This window comes from Streptomyces xanthophaeus (assembly GCF_000725805.1).
Lineage (GTDB): Bacteria > Actinomycetota > Actinomycetes > Streptomycetales > Streptomycetaceae > Streptomyces > Streptomyces xanthophaeus.
The window spans coordinates 1-14814 of sequence record NZ_JOFT01000029.1 but is presented as its reverse complement, the minus strand read 5'-3'; the positions used below and the strand labels follow the sequence as shown (position 1 = coordinate 14814).

The following is a 14814-nucleotide window of genomic DNA, read 5'->3' as shown; positions in this document are numbered from 1 at the left end:
CGCCGTCCCGGCAGCATGGCGTGCCGTCAGCGTGCCGTGCCGTCCGTCCACGTCAGGATCTCCGCGGCGCCCCGGCGGACGGCCGGCTCCGGGTCCCGGGCGAGCTGCGCGCAGACGGCCGCGAGGTCCGGCGCGTCGTCGTCCGGTTCCACGAGCGCGTCGTGCACCCCGGTCTGCAGCCAGTTGACCTGGTTGTCGTCGGCTCCGCCGAGCGCGCGGGCGATGAGTCGTACGGCGGCCACCGTACCCACCTGGGCCAGGGCCTGCGCCGTGCGCCGCGTCACGGCCGTGTCCTCGGCGTCGAGCAGCAGATCCGCCAGCGCCCCGGCCGCCGCCGGGACGTCGGCGAAGGGGGCGAGCTCGCTCCCGGCGCGCTCGCGGTCCGACCGCGAGGGGGACGAAGCCCCGTCCAGGGACGCCTGCAAACCGCTCATGACACTGCACACTTCCTAGAGGTAGAGGCCCGGCTCCGCACCGTGTGGCTGGAGGGGGAGGACCGCGGCCGGGCCCGTGCCGCGGCGCAGGGCGAACAGCTCCGCCAGGGTGGCGCCTTCGCGGGAGACGCCCTCGTCCGTGCCCAGCCAGTCCACCGCCTCGCGGTGCGTCAGCTTGCCCACCTCGATGCGAGCCAGGCAGCGGCCCGGCCTGACCACTGCCGGGTGCAGGCGCTCCAGGTCCTCGTTGGTGGTCACGCCGACCAGGACGTTGCGGCCCTGCCCCAGGAGTCCGTCGGTCAGGTTCAGCAGCCGGGACAGGGCCTGGCCCGCGGTGTGCCGGGCCTCGCCGCGGATCAGCTCGTCGCAGTCCTCCAGGAGCAGCAGCCGCCAGCGGCCCTTCGCCGTGCCCTCGTCCTCGCCGATCGCGATGTCCATCAGGTAGCCCACGTCGTTGAAGAGCCGCTCCGGGTCCAGTACGCAGTCCACCTGGCACCAGTCCCGCCAGGAGCGGGCCAGCGTGCGCAGCGCGGAGGTCTTGCCCGTGCCGGGCGGGCCGTGCAGCAGGAGCAGCCGGCCCGCGATGTCGTCGGGGGTCACCTTCATCAGCCGGTCCATCGCCCCGGCCACCGGCGCGGTGTAGTTGGGCCGCACCTCGGGCCAGGTGCCCGCCGCGATCTGGCGGGTCGTCCGGTACGGGCCGCGGCGCGGGGAGACGTACCAGAAGCCCATCGTGACGTTCTCCGGCTGCGGTTCGGGTTCGTCCTGCACCCCCTCCGTGGCCACGTCGAGGACCTCGGCGGCGAGTTCGTCGCTCACCGCCGTCACCGTCACGTCCGCACCCCGGCTCCACCGGGAGACGAGCATGGTCCAGCCCTCGCCCTCGGCGAGGGTGGCGCTGCGGTCGGTGTCGCGCGCGGAGCGCAACACGGTGGCTCCGGGCGGCAGCAGGGTCGAACCCGCCTTCACCCGCTCGATGGTCACGCTCTGCGAGTACGGCTGCTCGCCGGACGCGAACCGGCCGAGGAACAGCGCGTCGACGACGTCCGACGGTGAGTCGCTGTCGTCGACGTTGAGCCGGATCGGCAGCGCGTCATGCGGGTTGGCTGGCATGGCGCCCATGATCCGGCACGGGAACGGCCCGTGCACCCGTGTTTCGCCGGATCGGGTGTCCGGGTTCCCCCTTCAAACGTACTGGTGGTGAAGATTCGGGCGGCGATCCTGCCCCGAACATTCTTGGCATGAACACTTCCAGCCAAGCCTGGCTCCTTGTACCACGGACTCAGGAGTAACCCCCACAAGGAGCCGCACACATGAGCATGAGACTGTCGCGCTTCGCTGCTTTGACCTCCTCCCTGCTGCTCGCCGCCGGCGCCACGCTCTTCGGCGCAGGCCAGGCGGCCGCCGCCCAGGCCGACTTCGGCTACGTAGCCCTCGGTGACTCGTACTCCTCCGGCGTCGGCGCCGGCAACTACGACAGCGCGAGCGGCAACTGCAAACGCACCAGCCGCGCCTACCCGGCCCTGTGGGCCGCCGCACACTCCCCCCAGACCTTCTCCTTCACCGCCTGCTCGGGTGCCCGAACGGGTGATGTGCTCTCCGGCCAGCTCGGTCCGCTGAACTCCGGCACCGACCTCGTCAGCATCACCATCGGCGGCAACGACGCAGGATTCGCCGACGTCATGACGACCTGTGTGCTCCAGTCCGAGTCCACCTGCGTCAGTCGCGTCAACTCCGCCAAGGCCTACGTCACCTCCACCCTCCCCGGCCTGCTCGACCAGGTCTACAACGCCATCGAGAGCCGCTCGCCCAACGCCCGCGTCGTCGTCATCGGCTATCCCCGCTTCTACAAGCTGAACGGCACCTGCACCACCGGCCTGACCGAGGGGGAGCGCACCGCCATCAACGGCGCGTCCGACCACCTCAACGCCGCCATCGCCAAGCGCGCCGCCGACCACGGCTTCACCTTCGCCTCGGTCGCCGGCGCCTTCACGGGCCACGAGATCTGTTCCGGCGCCGCGTGGCTGCACAGCGTCAACTGGCTCAACATCGGTGAGTCCTACCACCCCACGGCCGCCGGACAGTCCGGCGGCTACCTGCCGGTCTTCACCAGCGCCGCCTGACCGGCGACGCCCTGCGCCGACGGGGCCGGTGACCCGTCCGGGGACGCGTCGGGGGACGCGCTCGCGGACGGGCTCGGCGACGGGCTCGGCGACGCACTCGCACCGGGGGAGGAGGGCCCGCCCGTCGGGGTCCTCCGCTCGCAGCTCACGGTGATCCCCACCCAGTCCGTGGCCACCTCGGCGGGTCCCCGCACCTCCAGCCGCACCGCGTCGTCGAAGACCGCGTCCGGGACGTGCGTCAGCTCGGTGTGCTCCAGCCGCCGGCTGCGCGGCCCGCCCCTCTCGTAGGTGACGGGCTGCCAGCCCGGGCCGGTGGTCCGCCCGCTCCGGGTCGCCCAGCGGTACTCCAGCACCGCCGGGACCCGCTCCACCTCCAGGGTGGCCGTGAAGGCGGGCGCACGCTCCGCGGGCGGCGGGCAGCTACCGGTGTAGGAGGTGCGCACGGCGTCCACGTACGCGACCACCTGCTGGCCGCCGGACGAGGCGGAGGCCGAGACCGGCGCCGAGGCGGGGGCCGAGGGGCCAGGGCCGGTGGACGCAGCCGCCCCGGGGGTCGTCGCCGCCCCCGTGGGACCGCCGCCGCGGCCGTCGTCCCCGTCCCCGCGGTCCCTGATCAGCAGCCAGGCCAGCGCGGCCACCGCCAGCAGCAGGAAGACGATCCCGGCCGCCAGCACCAGACCGGCCCGCCCCCGGGGCGGCACCGGCCCGGCGCCCGGCAGCGGTGACGTGGGCCCTCCGTACGCCGCCCCCTGCGCCCCGGGCACCCAGGCGGCCCCGCCGCCCTGCGGCCCGTGACCCTGCCCGGGCCCCTGCCCGTGGTGCGCGGCGGCCGTCGGCGTGCCGGGCCCCGACTCCGGGCCGCCCGAATCCCGTACGGTCCCGCCCGCGCCCACCACGCGCAGCATCCGGGCCGCCTCGGCCGCGGACAGCCGCTCGGCGGGGTCCTTGCGCAGCAGCCCCTCCAGCACGGGCTCCAGCGGCCCGGCCCGGCGCGGGCGCGCGGGCTCCTCCTCCACGACCGCCCGCAGGGTGTCGAGCGGGGTGGCCCGGCGGAAGGGGGTGACCCCCTCGACGGCCGCGTACAGCATCACCCCGAGCGCCCACAGGTCCGCCCCGGCGCCGGGGTCCCGCCCCAACGCCCGCTCGGGCGCCAGGAATTCGGGGGAGCCGACGACCTCGCCCGTCATGGTGATCGCCGAGGAGCCCTCCAGGCTCGCGATCCCGAAGTCGCTCAGCACCACCCGCCCGTCGTTGGCGATCAGCACGTTGCCGGGCTTGACGTCCCGGTGCAGCACCCCCGCCTCGTGCGCCGACCGCAGCGCGGCCAGGACCTGCTCCCCGAGGTGGGCCGCCCGCTGCGGGCCGAGCGTGCCCTCGGCCTCCAGGACGTCGGCCAGCGAGAGGCCGCGGATCAGCTCCATCACGATCCAGGGCCGGCCGTCCTCGGAGGCCACGTCGTAGACCGTGACGACCCCGCGGTGCGAGATCCGGGCCGCCGCCCAGGCCTCGCGCTCCAGCCGCCGGTACATCCGCTGGAGTTCGGCGGCCTCCAGGCCGGCGGGGGCCCGTACCTCCTTGACGGCCACCTCGCGGGCCAGCACCTCGTCCCGGGCCCGCCACACGACGCCCATGCCGCCGCGTCCGATCGGATCCAGCAGCCGGTACCGGCCCGAGATGACTCGATCGGCGCTCGATTCCCCGCCCACGTCACCCACGTTCCCACTCACGCGAGCCCCCCATGTGCATCCATGTGTTACAGGGTGATCACTCCAAGTTAGCGCAGTGGGCGCGAAGTGGCCCCTGTTGTGACGTGACTCGGCGCGAGGGGCTCCGAACCCGGCGCGTCTGTGCGGAGAGTGACGGTCGACTCCACTGAGTAGTCGTCAACCTCCGTCGCCACAGGGGTAATTCACACCACCGGGATACCCGAGCGCGACGCGGGGGCGATAGGGTTAACCTGCCCGGGCCGGGTGCCCTCGTACGGGTGGGGAGAGAACATGGAACAAATAGCAATGCGCAGCAGGCCGCCACGCGTGCCTGCCATCACGTGCGGAAGCAGCGCGACCAGCTCGCGCCTCGACCGTCATCTCGCCGTGCTGGGCGGTCCCGCCGTGCCGCACCGCGAGACCGCCGAGGCGACGCTGCTGATGCGCGAGCTGACGTCGCGCGACCACACGCACCGCCTGCGGAGCCGGAGCGCGCGCGTCTCGCTCTTCGCGCCGCTGCGCCGTCTGCGTCGCACGCTCTTCGGCAGCCGCCGCTCGTAACTGTCCCCCGTACCGCGGGCCGTCCGCCCTCCGGCACCCTCTACGCGACGACACCGTCCCGGCGCAGGTCCGCGATCTGCGCGCCCGTCATCCCCAGGGCGCGCAGCAGGGCCTCGGTGTGTTCGCCGAGCGCGGGCACCGCGCCCATCCGCGGTGCCGCACCACCCGGCAGCCCGATCGGCGGCAGCAACGCCCGCAGCGGGCCCACCGGTGACCCCACCTCCCGCCAGCGGTCCCGGGCCGCCAGCTGCGGGTGCCCGGCCAGCTGGTGCACCGAGTTCAGCCGGGCGCAGGCGATGCCCGCCTCCTCCAGCCGCCCCACCGCCTCGTCCGTGGTCAGCTGCACCAGGGCGTCCGTCACCACCGCGTCGGTCTTCTCCCGGTGGGCCGTGCGCGCCGCGTTCGTCGCGTACTGCGGGTCGTCGGCCAGCTCCGGCCGCCCCAGCACCAGCTCCGCCAGCCGCCGCCACTCGCGGTCGTTCTGCACGGACAGCAGCACCTGGTCCCCGTCGGCCGTCGGGTAGGCGTCGTAGGGCGCGATCACGGCATGCGCCAGACCGGTGCGCGCGGGCTGCTCCCCGCCGTGCATCGTGTGGTGCAGCGGGTGCCCCATCCACTCGGCGAGCGCGTCCAGCATGGACACCTCCACCCGGCCGCCGCGGCCGGTGGTACCGCGCCGCAGCAGCGCCGCGAGGACGCCCGAGAAGGCGTACATGGCGGCTGCGATGTCCGCGGCCGGGATCCCCGCCTTGACGGGCGTCCGAGGGGTCCCGGTGACCGAGACCAGCCCCGCCTCGCACTGGACGAGCATGTCGTAGGCCCGCTTGTGGGCGTACGGGCCCTCGGGGCCGTAGCCGGAGACGTCCACGGCGACCAGCCGGGGGTAACGCGCGCACAGTGACGCCGAGTCGAGGCCGAGCCGGGCGGCCGCCCCGTGCGCGAGGTTCTGGACGAAGACGTCGGCGTCCGCGAGCAGGCCGTGCAGGACCTCCCGTCCGCGCGGGTCCTTCAGGTCGAGCGCGAGCGACTCCTTGCCGCGGTTGGCCCAGACGAAGTGCGAGGCGAGGCCGTGCGCGGCGGTGTCGTAGGCGCGCGCGAAGTCGCCCCCGTCGGGCCGCTCGACCTTGATCACCCGGGCGCCGAGGTCGGCGAGCTGGCGGGTGGCGAAGGGGGCCGAGACGGCCTGTTCGACGGAGACCACGGTGAGGCCGGCGAGGGGGAGGGGTTCGGGCTGGTGCGCTTCGCGGTTCATGACACCCGTGCCTACCGCCTCGGACCCCCCTGTGTCACCAGGATCCGGGCGGGAGTTCGTGCGCCGGGCCCCGGCCGGGGCCGTGGGCCGGGTTCCGGCCGCTCGTTCGGCTCCGGTCCGGTGCTCAGCCCCGGCCCCGTGCGAACCGCCGGGTGGCCAGCGGTACGAACACCGCGAGGAGCAGCGCCGACCAGAGCAGGGCTCCCGCGACCGGATGTGCGGCGGGCCAGGCGGCGCCCGGCGCCGCTTCGGCCCCGGCGTTCCCGCACAGCGCGCGCACCGCGCCGGCGACCGCGCTGATCGGGTTCCACTCGGCGACCGTACGCAGCCACCCGGGCAGCCCGGCGGTCGGCAGGTACGCGCTGGACAGCATCGGCAGCACGAAGGTGGCGGCGCCCAGCTGGCCCGCCGCCTCCTCGCTCCGGCTCAGCAGGCCGAGGTAGGTGCCCACCCAGGCGGTGGCGAAGCGGAACAGCATCAGTACGCCGAAGGCCCCCACGGCGCCGGGTACCCCGGTCTCGATCCGCCAGCCCATCGCCAGTCCCACCAGCATCAGCGGCACCATCGACACCGCCGTGGTCAGCAGGTCGGCGGCCGTCTGGCCCAGGGGGACGGCGGTCCGGCTCATCGGCAGGGTCCGGAACCGGTCGGTCACCCCTCGGTGCGCGTCCTGCGCGGCGGTGAACAGGCCGGTCATCAGCCCGCTCGCGGCGGTGGCGGCGAGCATGCCGGGGACGAGGAACTCCCGGTACCGGGCCCCCGGCATGGCCAGCGCACTGCCGAACACGTAGCCGAAGAACAGCAGCATCGTGATCGGCATGGTCTGCGTGAGGATCAGCAGGGCCGGGGCGTGCCGGGCCTTCTGGAGCTGGCGGACGACCACCGCTCCGCCGTCGGACAGCAGGGTGCTCATGCGGCGTGCTCCTTGTCGGATCCGGCCTCGCGGACCTGGGTGAGACGCAGGAAGACCTGGTCGAGGGTGGGCGGGCGCAGGCTCGCATCGGTGACGGGGACCCCGTGGGCGTCGAGCTCGCGGATGATCCGGGGCAGGGTGAGGCCCGCGTCGAGCACGGTCACGCCGACGGTGAGCCGCTCCGTGTCGAGGACGGGCCGGCCGCCGGTGAGCCGGTCGAGCACCGCGGCGGCGTCCGCGAGGGATTCGGGTCCGGGGACGCAGACCTCGGCGCGGGCCCCGATCCGGGCCTTCAGCCCGGCCGGGGTGCCGTGCGCGACGGCCCTGCCGCCGTCGACGACCACGATGTCGTCGGCGAGCCGGTCGGCCTCCTCCAGGTACTGGGTGGTGAGCAGCACGGTGGCGCCCTCGTCGGCGAGTTCCCGTACCGCCGTCCAGATGTGCTCGCGGGCGGCGGGGTCGAGTCCGGTGGTGGGTTCGTCGAGGAACAGCACGCGGGGGCGGGCGATCAGCCCGGCGGCCAGGTCGAGGCGCCGGCGCATGCCGCCCGACCAGGTGGCGGCCACCCGGTCGGCGGCCTCGTCGAGCCCGAAGCGCCGGAGCAGTCCGTCGGCGCGGTCCCGGCCCGCGGAGCCGCGCAGTCCGGCGAGCCGGGCGAAGAGCCGGAGGTTCTCACGGCCGGTCAGTTCCCCGTCGACGGAGGCGTACTGGCCGGTGACCCCGATGGCGCGGCGGACGGCGCCGGGGTCCCGGGTGACGTCGTGACCGGCGACGAGGGCGCGGCCGCCGGTGGGAGCGGTCAGGGTGGTGAGGATCCGGACGGCGGTGGTCTTGCCCGCTCCGTTGGGGCCGAGGAGCCCGCAGACCGTGCCCTCGGGGACGGCCAGATCGAGGCCCCGCAGCGCGCGGACCGCGCCGTAGTTCTTCTCCAGACCCTCACTAAGTACGGCGTACGTAGTAGTCATGGGCGGCACCCTACAGGACTACGTACGCTGTACGTAACTAGGATGGGGGACGAGACGGACGAGGTGATGAGCGATGACACCCAGCGGGCGCCCCGCTGAACCCGAAGTGATCTGGGCCCGCCCGCAGCGGGCCGGTCGCGGACCCCGGCCCGCGCACAGCCGCGAGTCGATCGCCGCCGAGGCGGTGCGGATCGCCGACGCGGAGGGGATCGAGGCCGTCTCCATGCGGCGCGTCGCGGCCGGGATCGGCGCCGGGACCATGTCCCTGTACAACTACGTGCCGCGCAAGGAGGACCTGTACGAGCTGATGGTCGACGCGGTCAGCGGCGAGTACGAGCTGACCCCGCCCACCGGCGACTGGCAGGCCGACCTGCTCGCCCTCTCCCGCCAGACGCGGGCGCTGATGCACCGCCACCCGTGGCTGCCGCGGCTGCTGAGCCCCGTCTACGGCTTCGGCCCCAACGCCCTGCGGTACCTGGAGCACAGCCTGGACTGCCTGGTCCCGCTGGAGGCGGCGGACGGCGAGAAGCTGGAGCTCGTCGCCGCGGTCAACGGCATGGTCGCGACCTTCGTGTCGGGCGAACTGGCCCTGGCCGAGCGGGCCCGGACGCTGCCCTGGTCGGCGGCCGAGGAGCGCGGCGTACGGGCGGCGTGGATCGGCTCGCGGCTGGCCACCGGGCAGTACCCGCTGCTGACGGCGGCCCTGACGGGAGGCGCCGCCCCGGTCACGGAGGCGGGGCCGGAGCTGGGGGAGGCCTTCGACCGCTCGATGGCCCGGCTGCTGGGGGCGTGGCAGGCGTAGCGGACGCCGCGCCCCGGGCCCCGGGGCTCAGGGCGGGGCGGACTGCCTGAACGCCGCGCCCCGAGCCCCGGGCCCCGGGGTTCAGAGCAGGGCGAACTGCCCGCCCGGGCCCTCCTCCTGGTGGTCCAGCACCGAAGCCGGGCGTCGGGCCCACCGGGGCGGCGGCAGCACCCCGGCCGCGCGCAGCTCGGCCGCAGCGAGGCCCGGGCCCGCCTCGAACGCGGCCCGCTCCGGGGCCAGGTCGGCCAGCAGGGCCAGGGTCGTCACCAGGGCCAGCAGTTCCGAGGTCCAGCCCTGGGGCCACTCGGCCGGACCCAGCGCCTCCAGGCCGTCGGCCCCGGGGAGCAGGTGCGCGGTGCGGGCGGCGAACCAGGCCTCCAGCACCCGTACGCCCTGTACCTCGAACTCCCAGGCTGCCGCAGGCACGGGCGAGACGGTCCCGGCGCCGAGACCCAGCGTCTGCGTGGCGGCGTCGTACGACAGCCCCTGCGGCCAGGCCGGGACCGCCGAGCGGATGTACGGGCGGCGTCCGCCCGGCAGCCGCGGCGGCTCGCCCCCGCGGGCGCCGCGCAACTGGACGCCGAGGAGCCGGTGCCCGAGCTCCAGCCCGGCCCGCCAGCGCCCGGGGTCTGTGGTGAGCGGGACCCCGTACCCCCGCGGCCCGGGCCGGCCCGCCGCGAGGATCCAGCACAGCACGTCCTCGGGCGTGACCCAGCCCCCGTAGCGCTCGCCGAGCAGGTTCAGCAGGCCGGGGGCGAGGTTCGGTTCGGCGCCGCCGGGGCGCCGGTGCAGCGGCCGGACCCGGCCGAGCCGACCCGCCGGGAGGTGCGCGGTCACCAGCAGGTCCGGGGTCTCCAGCAGGAACAGCTGGTGCTCGTCACGGACCCGCCACAGCTCCGGACGGGCCGCGTCGATGAGCCGCTGGTCGGGGAGCAGCCACTGCTCGTCGAAGGGCTCGCGGAGCACCCGTACGGGATCGGGGCAGGGCCCGGGCGCATCGGCGAACCTGGCAGTGCCCGAGCGCTGGCCGGGCAGTGCTGCCGCCCCGGCGGCGGGGGTACGGCTGCGGCTGGGCCGGAAGAGCCGCTCCCGCTCTGCCCCTTCGGCGCCGGTCAGGGCGGCCCAGCGGGTGCGCAGGACGGCCGGGTCGGGCGCCGCCACCCAGTCGCGGCCCAGGCGCAGTCCGCCCGCGGCCCAGGGCATCAGATCGTCCAGCAACAGGTCCGGCAACGATGCGTCAACGCTCACCCGGCCGATGGTAGCGACGGCTCCCGGCCGCCGGGCCCCGCCCGGGCCGCACCGGGGAGGAAGGGCTACGCTCCTTGTGTACGCATACATACGGATACGTACCATCGACCGAGGAGACGGTCATGAGTCAGTACGACGAATACTCGACTCCCTCGCAGGCCGAAGGCGAACGGCTCGACGAGGACATGGACGACACCCAGAAGAAGCAGCAGCACCCGCAGACGATGCGCACCACCCCCTCCCAGGCCGAGGGCGAGCGCGCCACGGACGACGAGGAGAAGTAGCCGCCGTCCCCGCACCTGCGGTCAGTGGGCGTCCACGGTCACCGTGAAGGAGAACCGGTCGCCGCGGTACCGGATCCGGGCCACGTCCACCACCCGGCCTTCCTCGTCGTAGGTCACGCCCGTGTAGTGCAGGATCGGGCTCAGCAGGGGGACCTGGAGCAGCTCGGCGGTCTCCGGGTCGGCCAGGCGCGCCTCCACGGTGTCCGTGATCCGGCTGATCCGCACCCCGACGACGTCCCGCAGCACCTTGGTCATCGGCCAGCGTTCGAGATCGGCCAGGGCGACCGACTCGGCGAACTCCGGAAGGACCGCGTTCTCGGCCCAGTTGGTCGGCTCGCCGCTCTCCCGGTCGTGGCGCAGACGCCGGTACGTGACCACTTCGGGCGTGTCCGGGAAGTGCTCCAGCAGCTCCCCGGCGACGGTCGTCCGGGCCTGGCCGAGAACCGTCGTACGGTCACCCGACTGCTGGGCCACGATCGCGTCGACCGAGCCCAGCAGCCGGACCGGGGCGCCCCGCAGGGCCCCCGGCTCGATGAACGTGCCGCGCCGCCGGTGCCGGCTGATCAGCCCCTCGCCCTCCAGCTCCTTGAGCGCCTGCCGCATGGTCAGCACGCTGACCCCGTAGTGCTCGGCGAGCTGCTCCTCGGTGGGCAGGCGCAGCGAGGCGTCCGGGGTGCGCCCCAGTATCGAGGCGCGCAGCGACTGCGAGACCTGGTACCAGAGCGGCAGCTTCCGGTTCAGCACCAGGGAATCGGGGGCGAAGGCGGTCACGGCGGGTTCTCCGAACGGCTGGACGGGTGGACGGCGTGCGGCGTCGCTCGCGGCACACGCAGCGTATGCAGCGCAGGTCAGGGGCGGAAGTGCCGCTCCAGACCCTGCCAGACGTCGTCGTAGGCCCGCTGGAGGTGGTCCGCGGAGGCCGCCTGGGCGGTGGCGGTGATCGGCCAGCGGGTCTCGAACATGAAGGCCAGACCGTCGTCGATCTTCTGCGGCTTCAGCTCGGCGGCGCTCGCCCGGTCGAAGGTCTCCCGGTCCGGGCCGTGCGCGGACATCATGTTGTGCAGCGAGCCGCCGCCGGGGACGAATCCCTCGGCCTTGGCGTCGTACGCGCCCTCGATCAGGCCCATGTACTCGCTCATGACGTTGCGGTGGAAGTACGGCGGGCGGAAGGTGTCCTCGCCGACCAGCCAGCGCGGCGCGAAGACCACGAAGTCCACGCCCGCCAGCCCCGGGGTGTCGGAGGGCGAGGTCAGCACGGTGAAGATCGACGGGTCGGGGTGGTCGTAGCTGATCGTCCCCAGGACGTTGAAGCGCCGCAGGTCGTACACGTACGGCACGTGGCTGCCGTACCAGGCGACCACGTCCAGGGGGGAGTGGTCGTAGGTGGCGGACCAGAGGTTGCCGCAGAACTTGTTGACCACCTCGGTCGGGCGCCCCTCGGCGCCCGCGTCCTCGTACGCGGCCACCGGGGCCCGGAAGTCACGGACGGCGGCGAGACCGTTGGCGCCGATCGGGCCCAGGTCGGGGAGGGCGAAGGGCTGCCCGTAGTTCTCGCAGACGTAGCCGCGGGCCTCGGGGTCGAGGAGCTCGACGCGGAAACGGACCCCGCGCGGGATCAGGGCCACCTCGCCCGGCCGGGCGGCGAGCAGGCCGAGCTCGGTGCGCAGGAGCAGCCCGCCGCGCTCGGGGACGATCAGGAGCTCGCCGTCGGAGTCGCTGAAGACCCGGTCGGTCATCGGCGCGTTGGCGGCGTAGAGGTGGATGGCCATGCCGGTGCGCTGGGCCGCGTCGCCGTTGCCGCCGAGCGTCCAGAGCCCGGCCAGGAAGTCGGTGCCGGGGGCCGGGTCGGGCAGCGGGTTCCAGCGCAGGCGGTTGGGGTCGGCCGGGACCTCGGTGAAGGGCGCGGTGCGCAGGTTCCCGTTGTCGGTCCGGGTGAAGGGCGGGTGCGCGGCCGAGGGGTGGATCCGGTAGAGCCAGGAGCGGCGGTTGTGGCTGCGCGGCTCGGTGAAGGCGCTGCCGCTGAGCTGCTCGGCGTAGAGGCCGAGGGGAGCGCGCTGGGGCGAGTTCCTGCCGAGGGGCAGCGCGCCGGGGACGGCCTCCGAGCTGTGTTCGTTGCCGAAGCCGGTGAGGTACTCCAGTGCCTCCGCCGTCTTCCTGGCCTGCTCGATGCCGCCGGCCTGCTGCTCGCTCATCGCTGCGCTCCCGCTCCTTCGAAGGAATCCTATGGCTGACAGTAGGATTCCGTGGCCCGTGCGTCAACGGCCCGTCCCGGCCGCCTGGCCGGTTTCGCGGCCGCGGGGGCGGTCCGGGCCGTGAGCGGCCCCTCTCGGCGGATTCGTGCGGAGGGGGCTCACAAAAGATGAACATTGCTCTACTCTCACGCGCATGTCGTGGACCCGCAGGTTCCCTGCCGCGCCCGGGGGCACTCCCGGCCGAACCCTGGGGGTGGCGCTCCTCACCGCCCTCCTCGCCCTCCTGTCCCTCCTCGCCACCGCGCCCGCCGCCCGCGCGCACGAGGAGCGCCCCGTCACCTTCCCCGACGGCTCCGGATCCGTGCCCCAGTACCGCACCGGGGAGCCCGACCTGCTGGTCTGCAAGACCGACCGGCCCGCCTTCGAACGCCGCACGGCCGGCTTCCCGGACGAACTCAGGCAGCGCAACCTCGCCCTCTACGAGCGCTGCGAGAAGAGCGGCTACCGCCACCTCCAGGAGGCCGTCGACGCCGTCGACCGCCCCGGGATGAGCATCGCGATCCTCCCCGGCCTGTACGAGGAGGAGCCCTCGCTGCCCGCCCCCACCGGCGAATGCGCGGCGCTGAAGGCCCCCAACTCCTCGCTGGGCTACCAGATCCTCAGCTACGAGCAGCAGGTCCAGTGCCGCCACAACCAGAACCTCGTCGCGATCCTCGGCAAGACGAACCTCCAGATCGAGGGCACCGGAGCCACCCGGCAGGACGTGGTCATCGACGCCAAGTACCAGAAGCTCAACGGCATCCGGGCCGACCGCTCCAACGGCATCTACTTCCGCAACTTCACCGCGCAGCGCACCACCTTCAACTCCCTTTACGTACTGGCGGGCGACGGCTTCGTCATCGACGACGTACTCACCCGCTGGAACGACGAGTACGGCTTCCTGACCTTCGCCAGCGACCACGGCCTCTACAAGAACTGCGAGTCGTACGGGAACGGCGACTCCGGCATCTACCCCGGCAGCGCCTCCGACATCAACAACGGCCGCGGCTACGAGGTCCCGCGCTACTCCATCGAGATCACCGGCTGCCGCAGCCACCACAACATGGTCGGCTACTCCGGCACCGCGGGGGACTCGGTGTGGGTCCACGACAACGAGTTCGACCAGAACATGGGCGGCGCCTCGATGGACAGCGCCTTCCCCGGACACCCCGGACTCCCGCAGAACCACGCCAAGTTCGAGCGGAACCTGATCCACGACAACAACCAGGACTACTACGGGTACGTCGCCGACGGCACCTGCGCCAAACCGCCGATCGAGCGCGGCTACGAGCGGGGAGTCGTCTGCCCGCAGATATCCATGCCCCCGGGCACCGGCATCATCACCGCGGGCGGCAACTGGAACATCTACGAGGACAACTGGGTCTACGGCCACCGGCGCGCGGGCTTCTTCCTCAGCGCGGTACCCGCCTTCATCCGCGGGGAGGAGGCGTGGTCGAAGCAGACCGACACCTCCCACCACAACCGGTACGCCGGGAACGTCATGGGCAAGGACAAGTCCGGCGCGACCCGGCCGAACGGCATGGACGTGTGGTGGGACGGCCAGGGACGCGGCAACTGCTGGCAGGACCCCGCCGACGGCTCCACCCCGGGCACGCTGCCGCAGTGCGGTGACCGGCGGGGCGCCGTCTCCGGGGCATCGGCCCGCCTGGTCGGCGAACCGGTGAAGCTGGTCCAGCTCCTCGTCTGCGCCGACTACAGCGTGCAGGCGCGCAAGCTCCCGGCCGGCTGCGACTGGTACGGGGCCCGCGGCCTGGAACGCGTGGAGACCCAGATCGCCCTCGCCGTGGCGGCCGTCCTGCTCCTGGTCGGCGGCGTCCTGTGGGCGCGCCGCCTGCGGGGCTCCCGGCTGGGCACCGCGGCCTCCGCCCTGGGCCTCGCGGGGCTGGCCCTGGACGTGGCCGGCTCCACCACCTCCCTGACCCCGACCCCCGTCCCCGCGCTGGCCCTGCTCCTGCTCGGGCTCTGGTGGACGGGCGTCGGCCTGGCCCTGCGGCCGACCCGCCCCTGGCTCGCCCGCCTGACCCTCCTGCTGGCCGGTCTCACCCTGCTGGACGCCTTCGACAAGGCCGTCCTGATGATCCCGTGGACCCCTTTGAGCCCCGCCTGGCTACGAGCCCTGGTGGCCGTGGTCTGGCTCCTCTGGGCAGCCATAGCCTCAGCCCGCCCCACACCCCCACCCACCGCGACCCCGGCCCCGCGGGCGCGCCCCCCCGCCGGTCCCCGCACTGCGGCGGCGTGCCCGGGGTGGAGCCGTCGGCGGGGTCCTGCCAGCAG

At 73.9% G+C, this 14814-nt stretch carries 14 protein-coding genes; 5 read left to right on the top strand and 9 right to left on the bottom strand.

Going from position 1 to position 14814, the window contains the following annotated elements:
- Positions 1–26: 26 nt before the first annotated feature.
- Both IO30_RS0119325 and IO30_RS0119320 read right to left on the bottom strand, forming a co-directional pair.
- The gene (locus IO30_RS0119325; RefSeq protein WP_031144710.1) at positions 27–434 is read right to left on the bottom strand and encodes a hypothetical protein; all 408 of its coding nucleotides are present in this window, start codon (positions 432–434) and stop codon (positions 27–29) included.
- 15 nt (positions 435–449) lie between these two features.
- Positions 450–1547: a DUF5925 domain-containing protein gene (locus IO30_RS0119320; protein ID WP_031144709.1), complete on the bottom strand. Its 1098-nt coding sequence runs from the start codon at positions 1545–1547 to the stop codon at positions 450–452.
- Between the two features lie 206 nt (positions 1548–1753).
- On the opposite strand from IO30_RS0119320, the gene IO30_RS0119315 reads away from it, so the two are divergent.
- The gene (locus IO30_RS0119315) at positions 1754–2557 is read left to right on the top strand and encodes an SGNH/GDSL hydrolase family protein (RefSeq protein WP_031144708.1); all 804 of its coding nucleotides are present in this window, start codon (positions 1754–1756) and stop codon (positions 2555–2557) included.
- Here the strand turns inward: IO30_RS0119315 and IO30_RS0119310 are convergent.
- Positions 2527–4284 carry a serine/threonine-protein kinase gene (locus IO30_RS0119310; protein WP_272933184.1) on the bottom strand — a complete coding sequence of 586 codons (1758 nt, stop codon included), beginning with the start codon at positions 4282–4284 and terminating at the stop codon, positions 2527–2529. The genes IO30_RS0119315 and IO30_RS0119310 overlap by 31 nt on opposite strands.
- A gap of 270 nt (positions 4285–4554) precedes the next feature.
- Here IO30_RS0119310 and IO30_RS0119305 point away from each other — a divergent pair, with 270 nt between their 5' ends.
- Complete coding sequence (locus IO30_RS0119305) at positions 4555–4824, top strand: hypothetical protein (RefSeq protein WP_076046471.1); 270 nt, start codon at positions 4555–4557, stop codon at positions 4822–4824.
- 40 nt (positions 4825–4864) lie between these two features.
- Here IO30_RS0119305 and IO30_RS0119300 read toward each other — a convergent pair whose 3' ends face one another.
- The 3 genes from IO30_RS0119300 to IO30_RS0119290 all read right to left on the bottom strand — a co-directional run bounded on the left by IO30_RS0119300 (position 4865) and on the right by IO30_RS0119290 (position 7954).
- Positions 4865–6076 (bottom strand): CaiB/BaiF CoA transferase family protein, encoded by a 1212-nt coding sequence (locus IO30_RS0119300; protein WP_031144705.1) that lies wholly within the window; start codon positions 6074–6076, stop codon positions 4865–4867.
- Positions 6077–6200: 124 nt separating this feature from the next.
- The gene (locus IO30_RS0119295; RefSeq protein WP_031144704.1) at positions 6201–6989 is read right to left on the bottom strand and encodes an ABC transporter permease; all 789 of its coding nucleotides are present in this window, start codon (positions 6987–6989) and stop codon (positions 6201–6203) included.
- Positions 6986–7954, bottom strand: coding sequence for a daunorubicin resistance protein DrrA family ABC transporter ATP-binding protein (locus tag IO30_RS0119290; protein ID WP_031144703.1), 969 nt, complete (start codon positions 7952–7954; stop codon positions 6986–6988). The genes IO30_RS0119295 and IO30_RS0119290 overlap by 4 nt, the downstream gene beginning before the upstream one ends.
- 73 nt (positions 7955–8027) lie before the next feature.
- On the opposite strand from IO30_RS0119290, the gene IO30_RS0119285 reads away from it, so the two are divergent.
- Positions 8028–8756, top strand: coding sequence for a TetR/AcrR family transcriptional regulator (locus tag IO30_RS0119285; protein WP_031144702.1), 729 nt, complete (start codon positions 8028–8030; stop codon positions 8754–8756).
- 81 nt (positions 8757–8837) lie between these two features.
- On the opposite strand, the gene IO30_RS0119280 is transcribed toward IO30_RS0119285, so the two are convergent.
- Positions 8838–9959, bottom strand: a complete 1122-nt coding sequence (locus IO30_RS0119280; RefSeq protein WP_234321757.1) for a type ISP restriction/modification enzyme — start codon at positions 9957–9959, stop codon at positions 8838–8840.
- Positions 9960–10126: 167 nt separating this feature from the next.
- On the opposite strand from IO30_RS0119280, the gene IO30_RS46000 reads away from it, so the two are divergent.
- Positions 10127–10288 carry a hypothetical protein gene (locus tag IO30_RS46000; protein ID WP_167347270.1) on the top strand — a complete coding sequence of 54 codons (162 nt, stop codon included), beginning with the start codon at positions 10127–10129 and terminating at the stop codon, positions 10286–10288.
- A gap of 21 nt (positions 10289–10309) precedes the next feature.
- Here IO30_RS46000 and IO30_RS0119270 read toward each other — a convergent pair whose 3' ends face one another.
- Positions 10310–11059, bottom strand: a complete 750-nt coding sequence (locus IO30_RS0119270; protein ID WP_031144699.1) for a GntR family transcriptional regulator — start codon at positions 11057–11059, stop codon at positions 10310–10312.
- 77 nt (positions 11060–11136) lie between these two features.
- Entirely contained in the window at positions 11137–12480 is a 1344-nt protein-coding gene (hmgA, locus tag IO30_RS0119265; protein WP_031144697.1) for a homogentisate 1,2-dioxygenase, read from the bottom strand.
- A gap of 193 nt (positions 12481–12673) precedes the next feature.
- On the opposite strand from hmgA, the gene IO30_RS0119260 reads away from it, so the two are divergent.
- A partial coding sequence (locus tag IO30_RS0119260; protein WP_107066906.1) for a right-handed parallel beta-helix repeat-containing protein occupies positions 12674–14814 on the top strand: 2141 nt, incomplete at its 3' end.

Coding starts and splice junctions, on each gene's coding strand:
- IO30_RS0119325 (WP_031144710.1), bottom strand. CDS start 434: ATGAGCGGTTTGCAGGCGTCCCTGGACGGGGCTTCGTCCCCCTCGCGG.
- IO30_RS0119320 (WP_031144709.1), bottom strand. CDS start 1,547: ATGCCAGCCAACCCGCATGACGCGCTGCCGATCCGGCTCAACGTCGAC.
- IO30_RS0119315 (WP_031144708.1), top strand. CDS start 1,754: ATGAGACTGTCGCGCTTCGCTGCTTTGACCTCCTCCCTGCTGCTCGCC.
- IO30_RS0119305 (WP_076046471.1), top strand. CDS start 4,555: ATGGAACAAATAGCAATGCGCAGCAGGCCGCCACGCGTGCCTGCCATC.
- IO30_RS0119300 (WP_031144705.1), bottom strand. CDS start 6,076: ATGAACCGCGAAGCGCACCAGCCCGAACCCCTCCCCCTCGCCGGCCTC.
- IO30_RS0119295 (WP_031144704.1), bottom strand. CDS start 6,989: ATGAGCACCCTGCTGTCCGACGGCGGAGCGGTGGTCGTCCGCCAGCTC.
- IO30_RS0119290 (WP_031144703.1), bottom strand. CDS start 7,954: ATGACTACTACGTACGCCGTACTTAGTGAGGGTCTGGAGAAGAACTAC.
- IO30_RS0119285 (WP_031144702.1), top strand. CDS start 8,028: ATGACACCCAGCGGGCGCCCCGCTGAACCCGAAGTGATCTGGGCCCGC.
- IO30_RS0119280 (WP_234321757.1), bottom strand. CDS start 9,959: ATGCCCTGGGCCGCGGGCGGACTGCGCCTGGGCCGCGACTGGGTGGCG.
- IO30_RS46000 (WP_167347270.1), top strand. CDS start 10,127: ATGAGTCAGTACGACGAATACTCGACTCCCTCGCAGGCCGAAGGCGAA.
- hmgA (WP_031144697.1), bottom strand. CDS start 12,480: ATGAGCGAGCAGCAGGCCGGCGGCATCGAGCAGGCCAGGAAGACGGCG.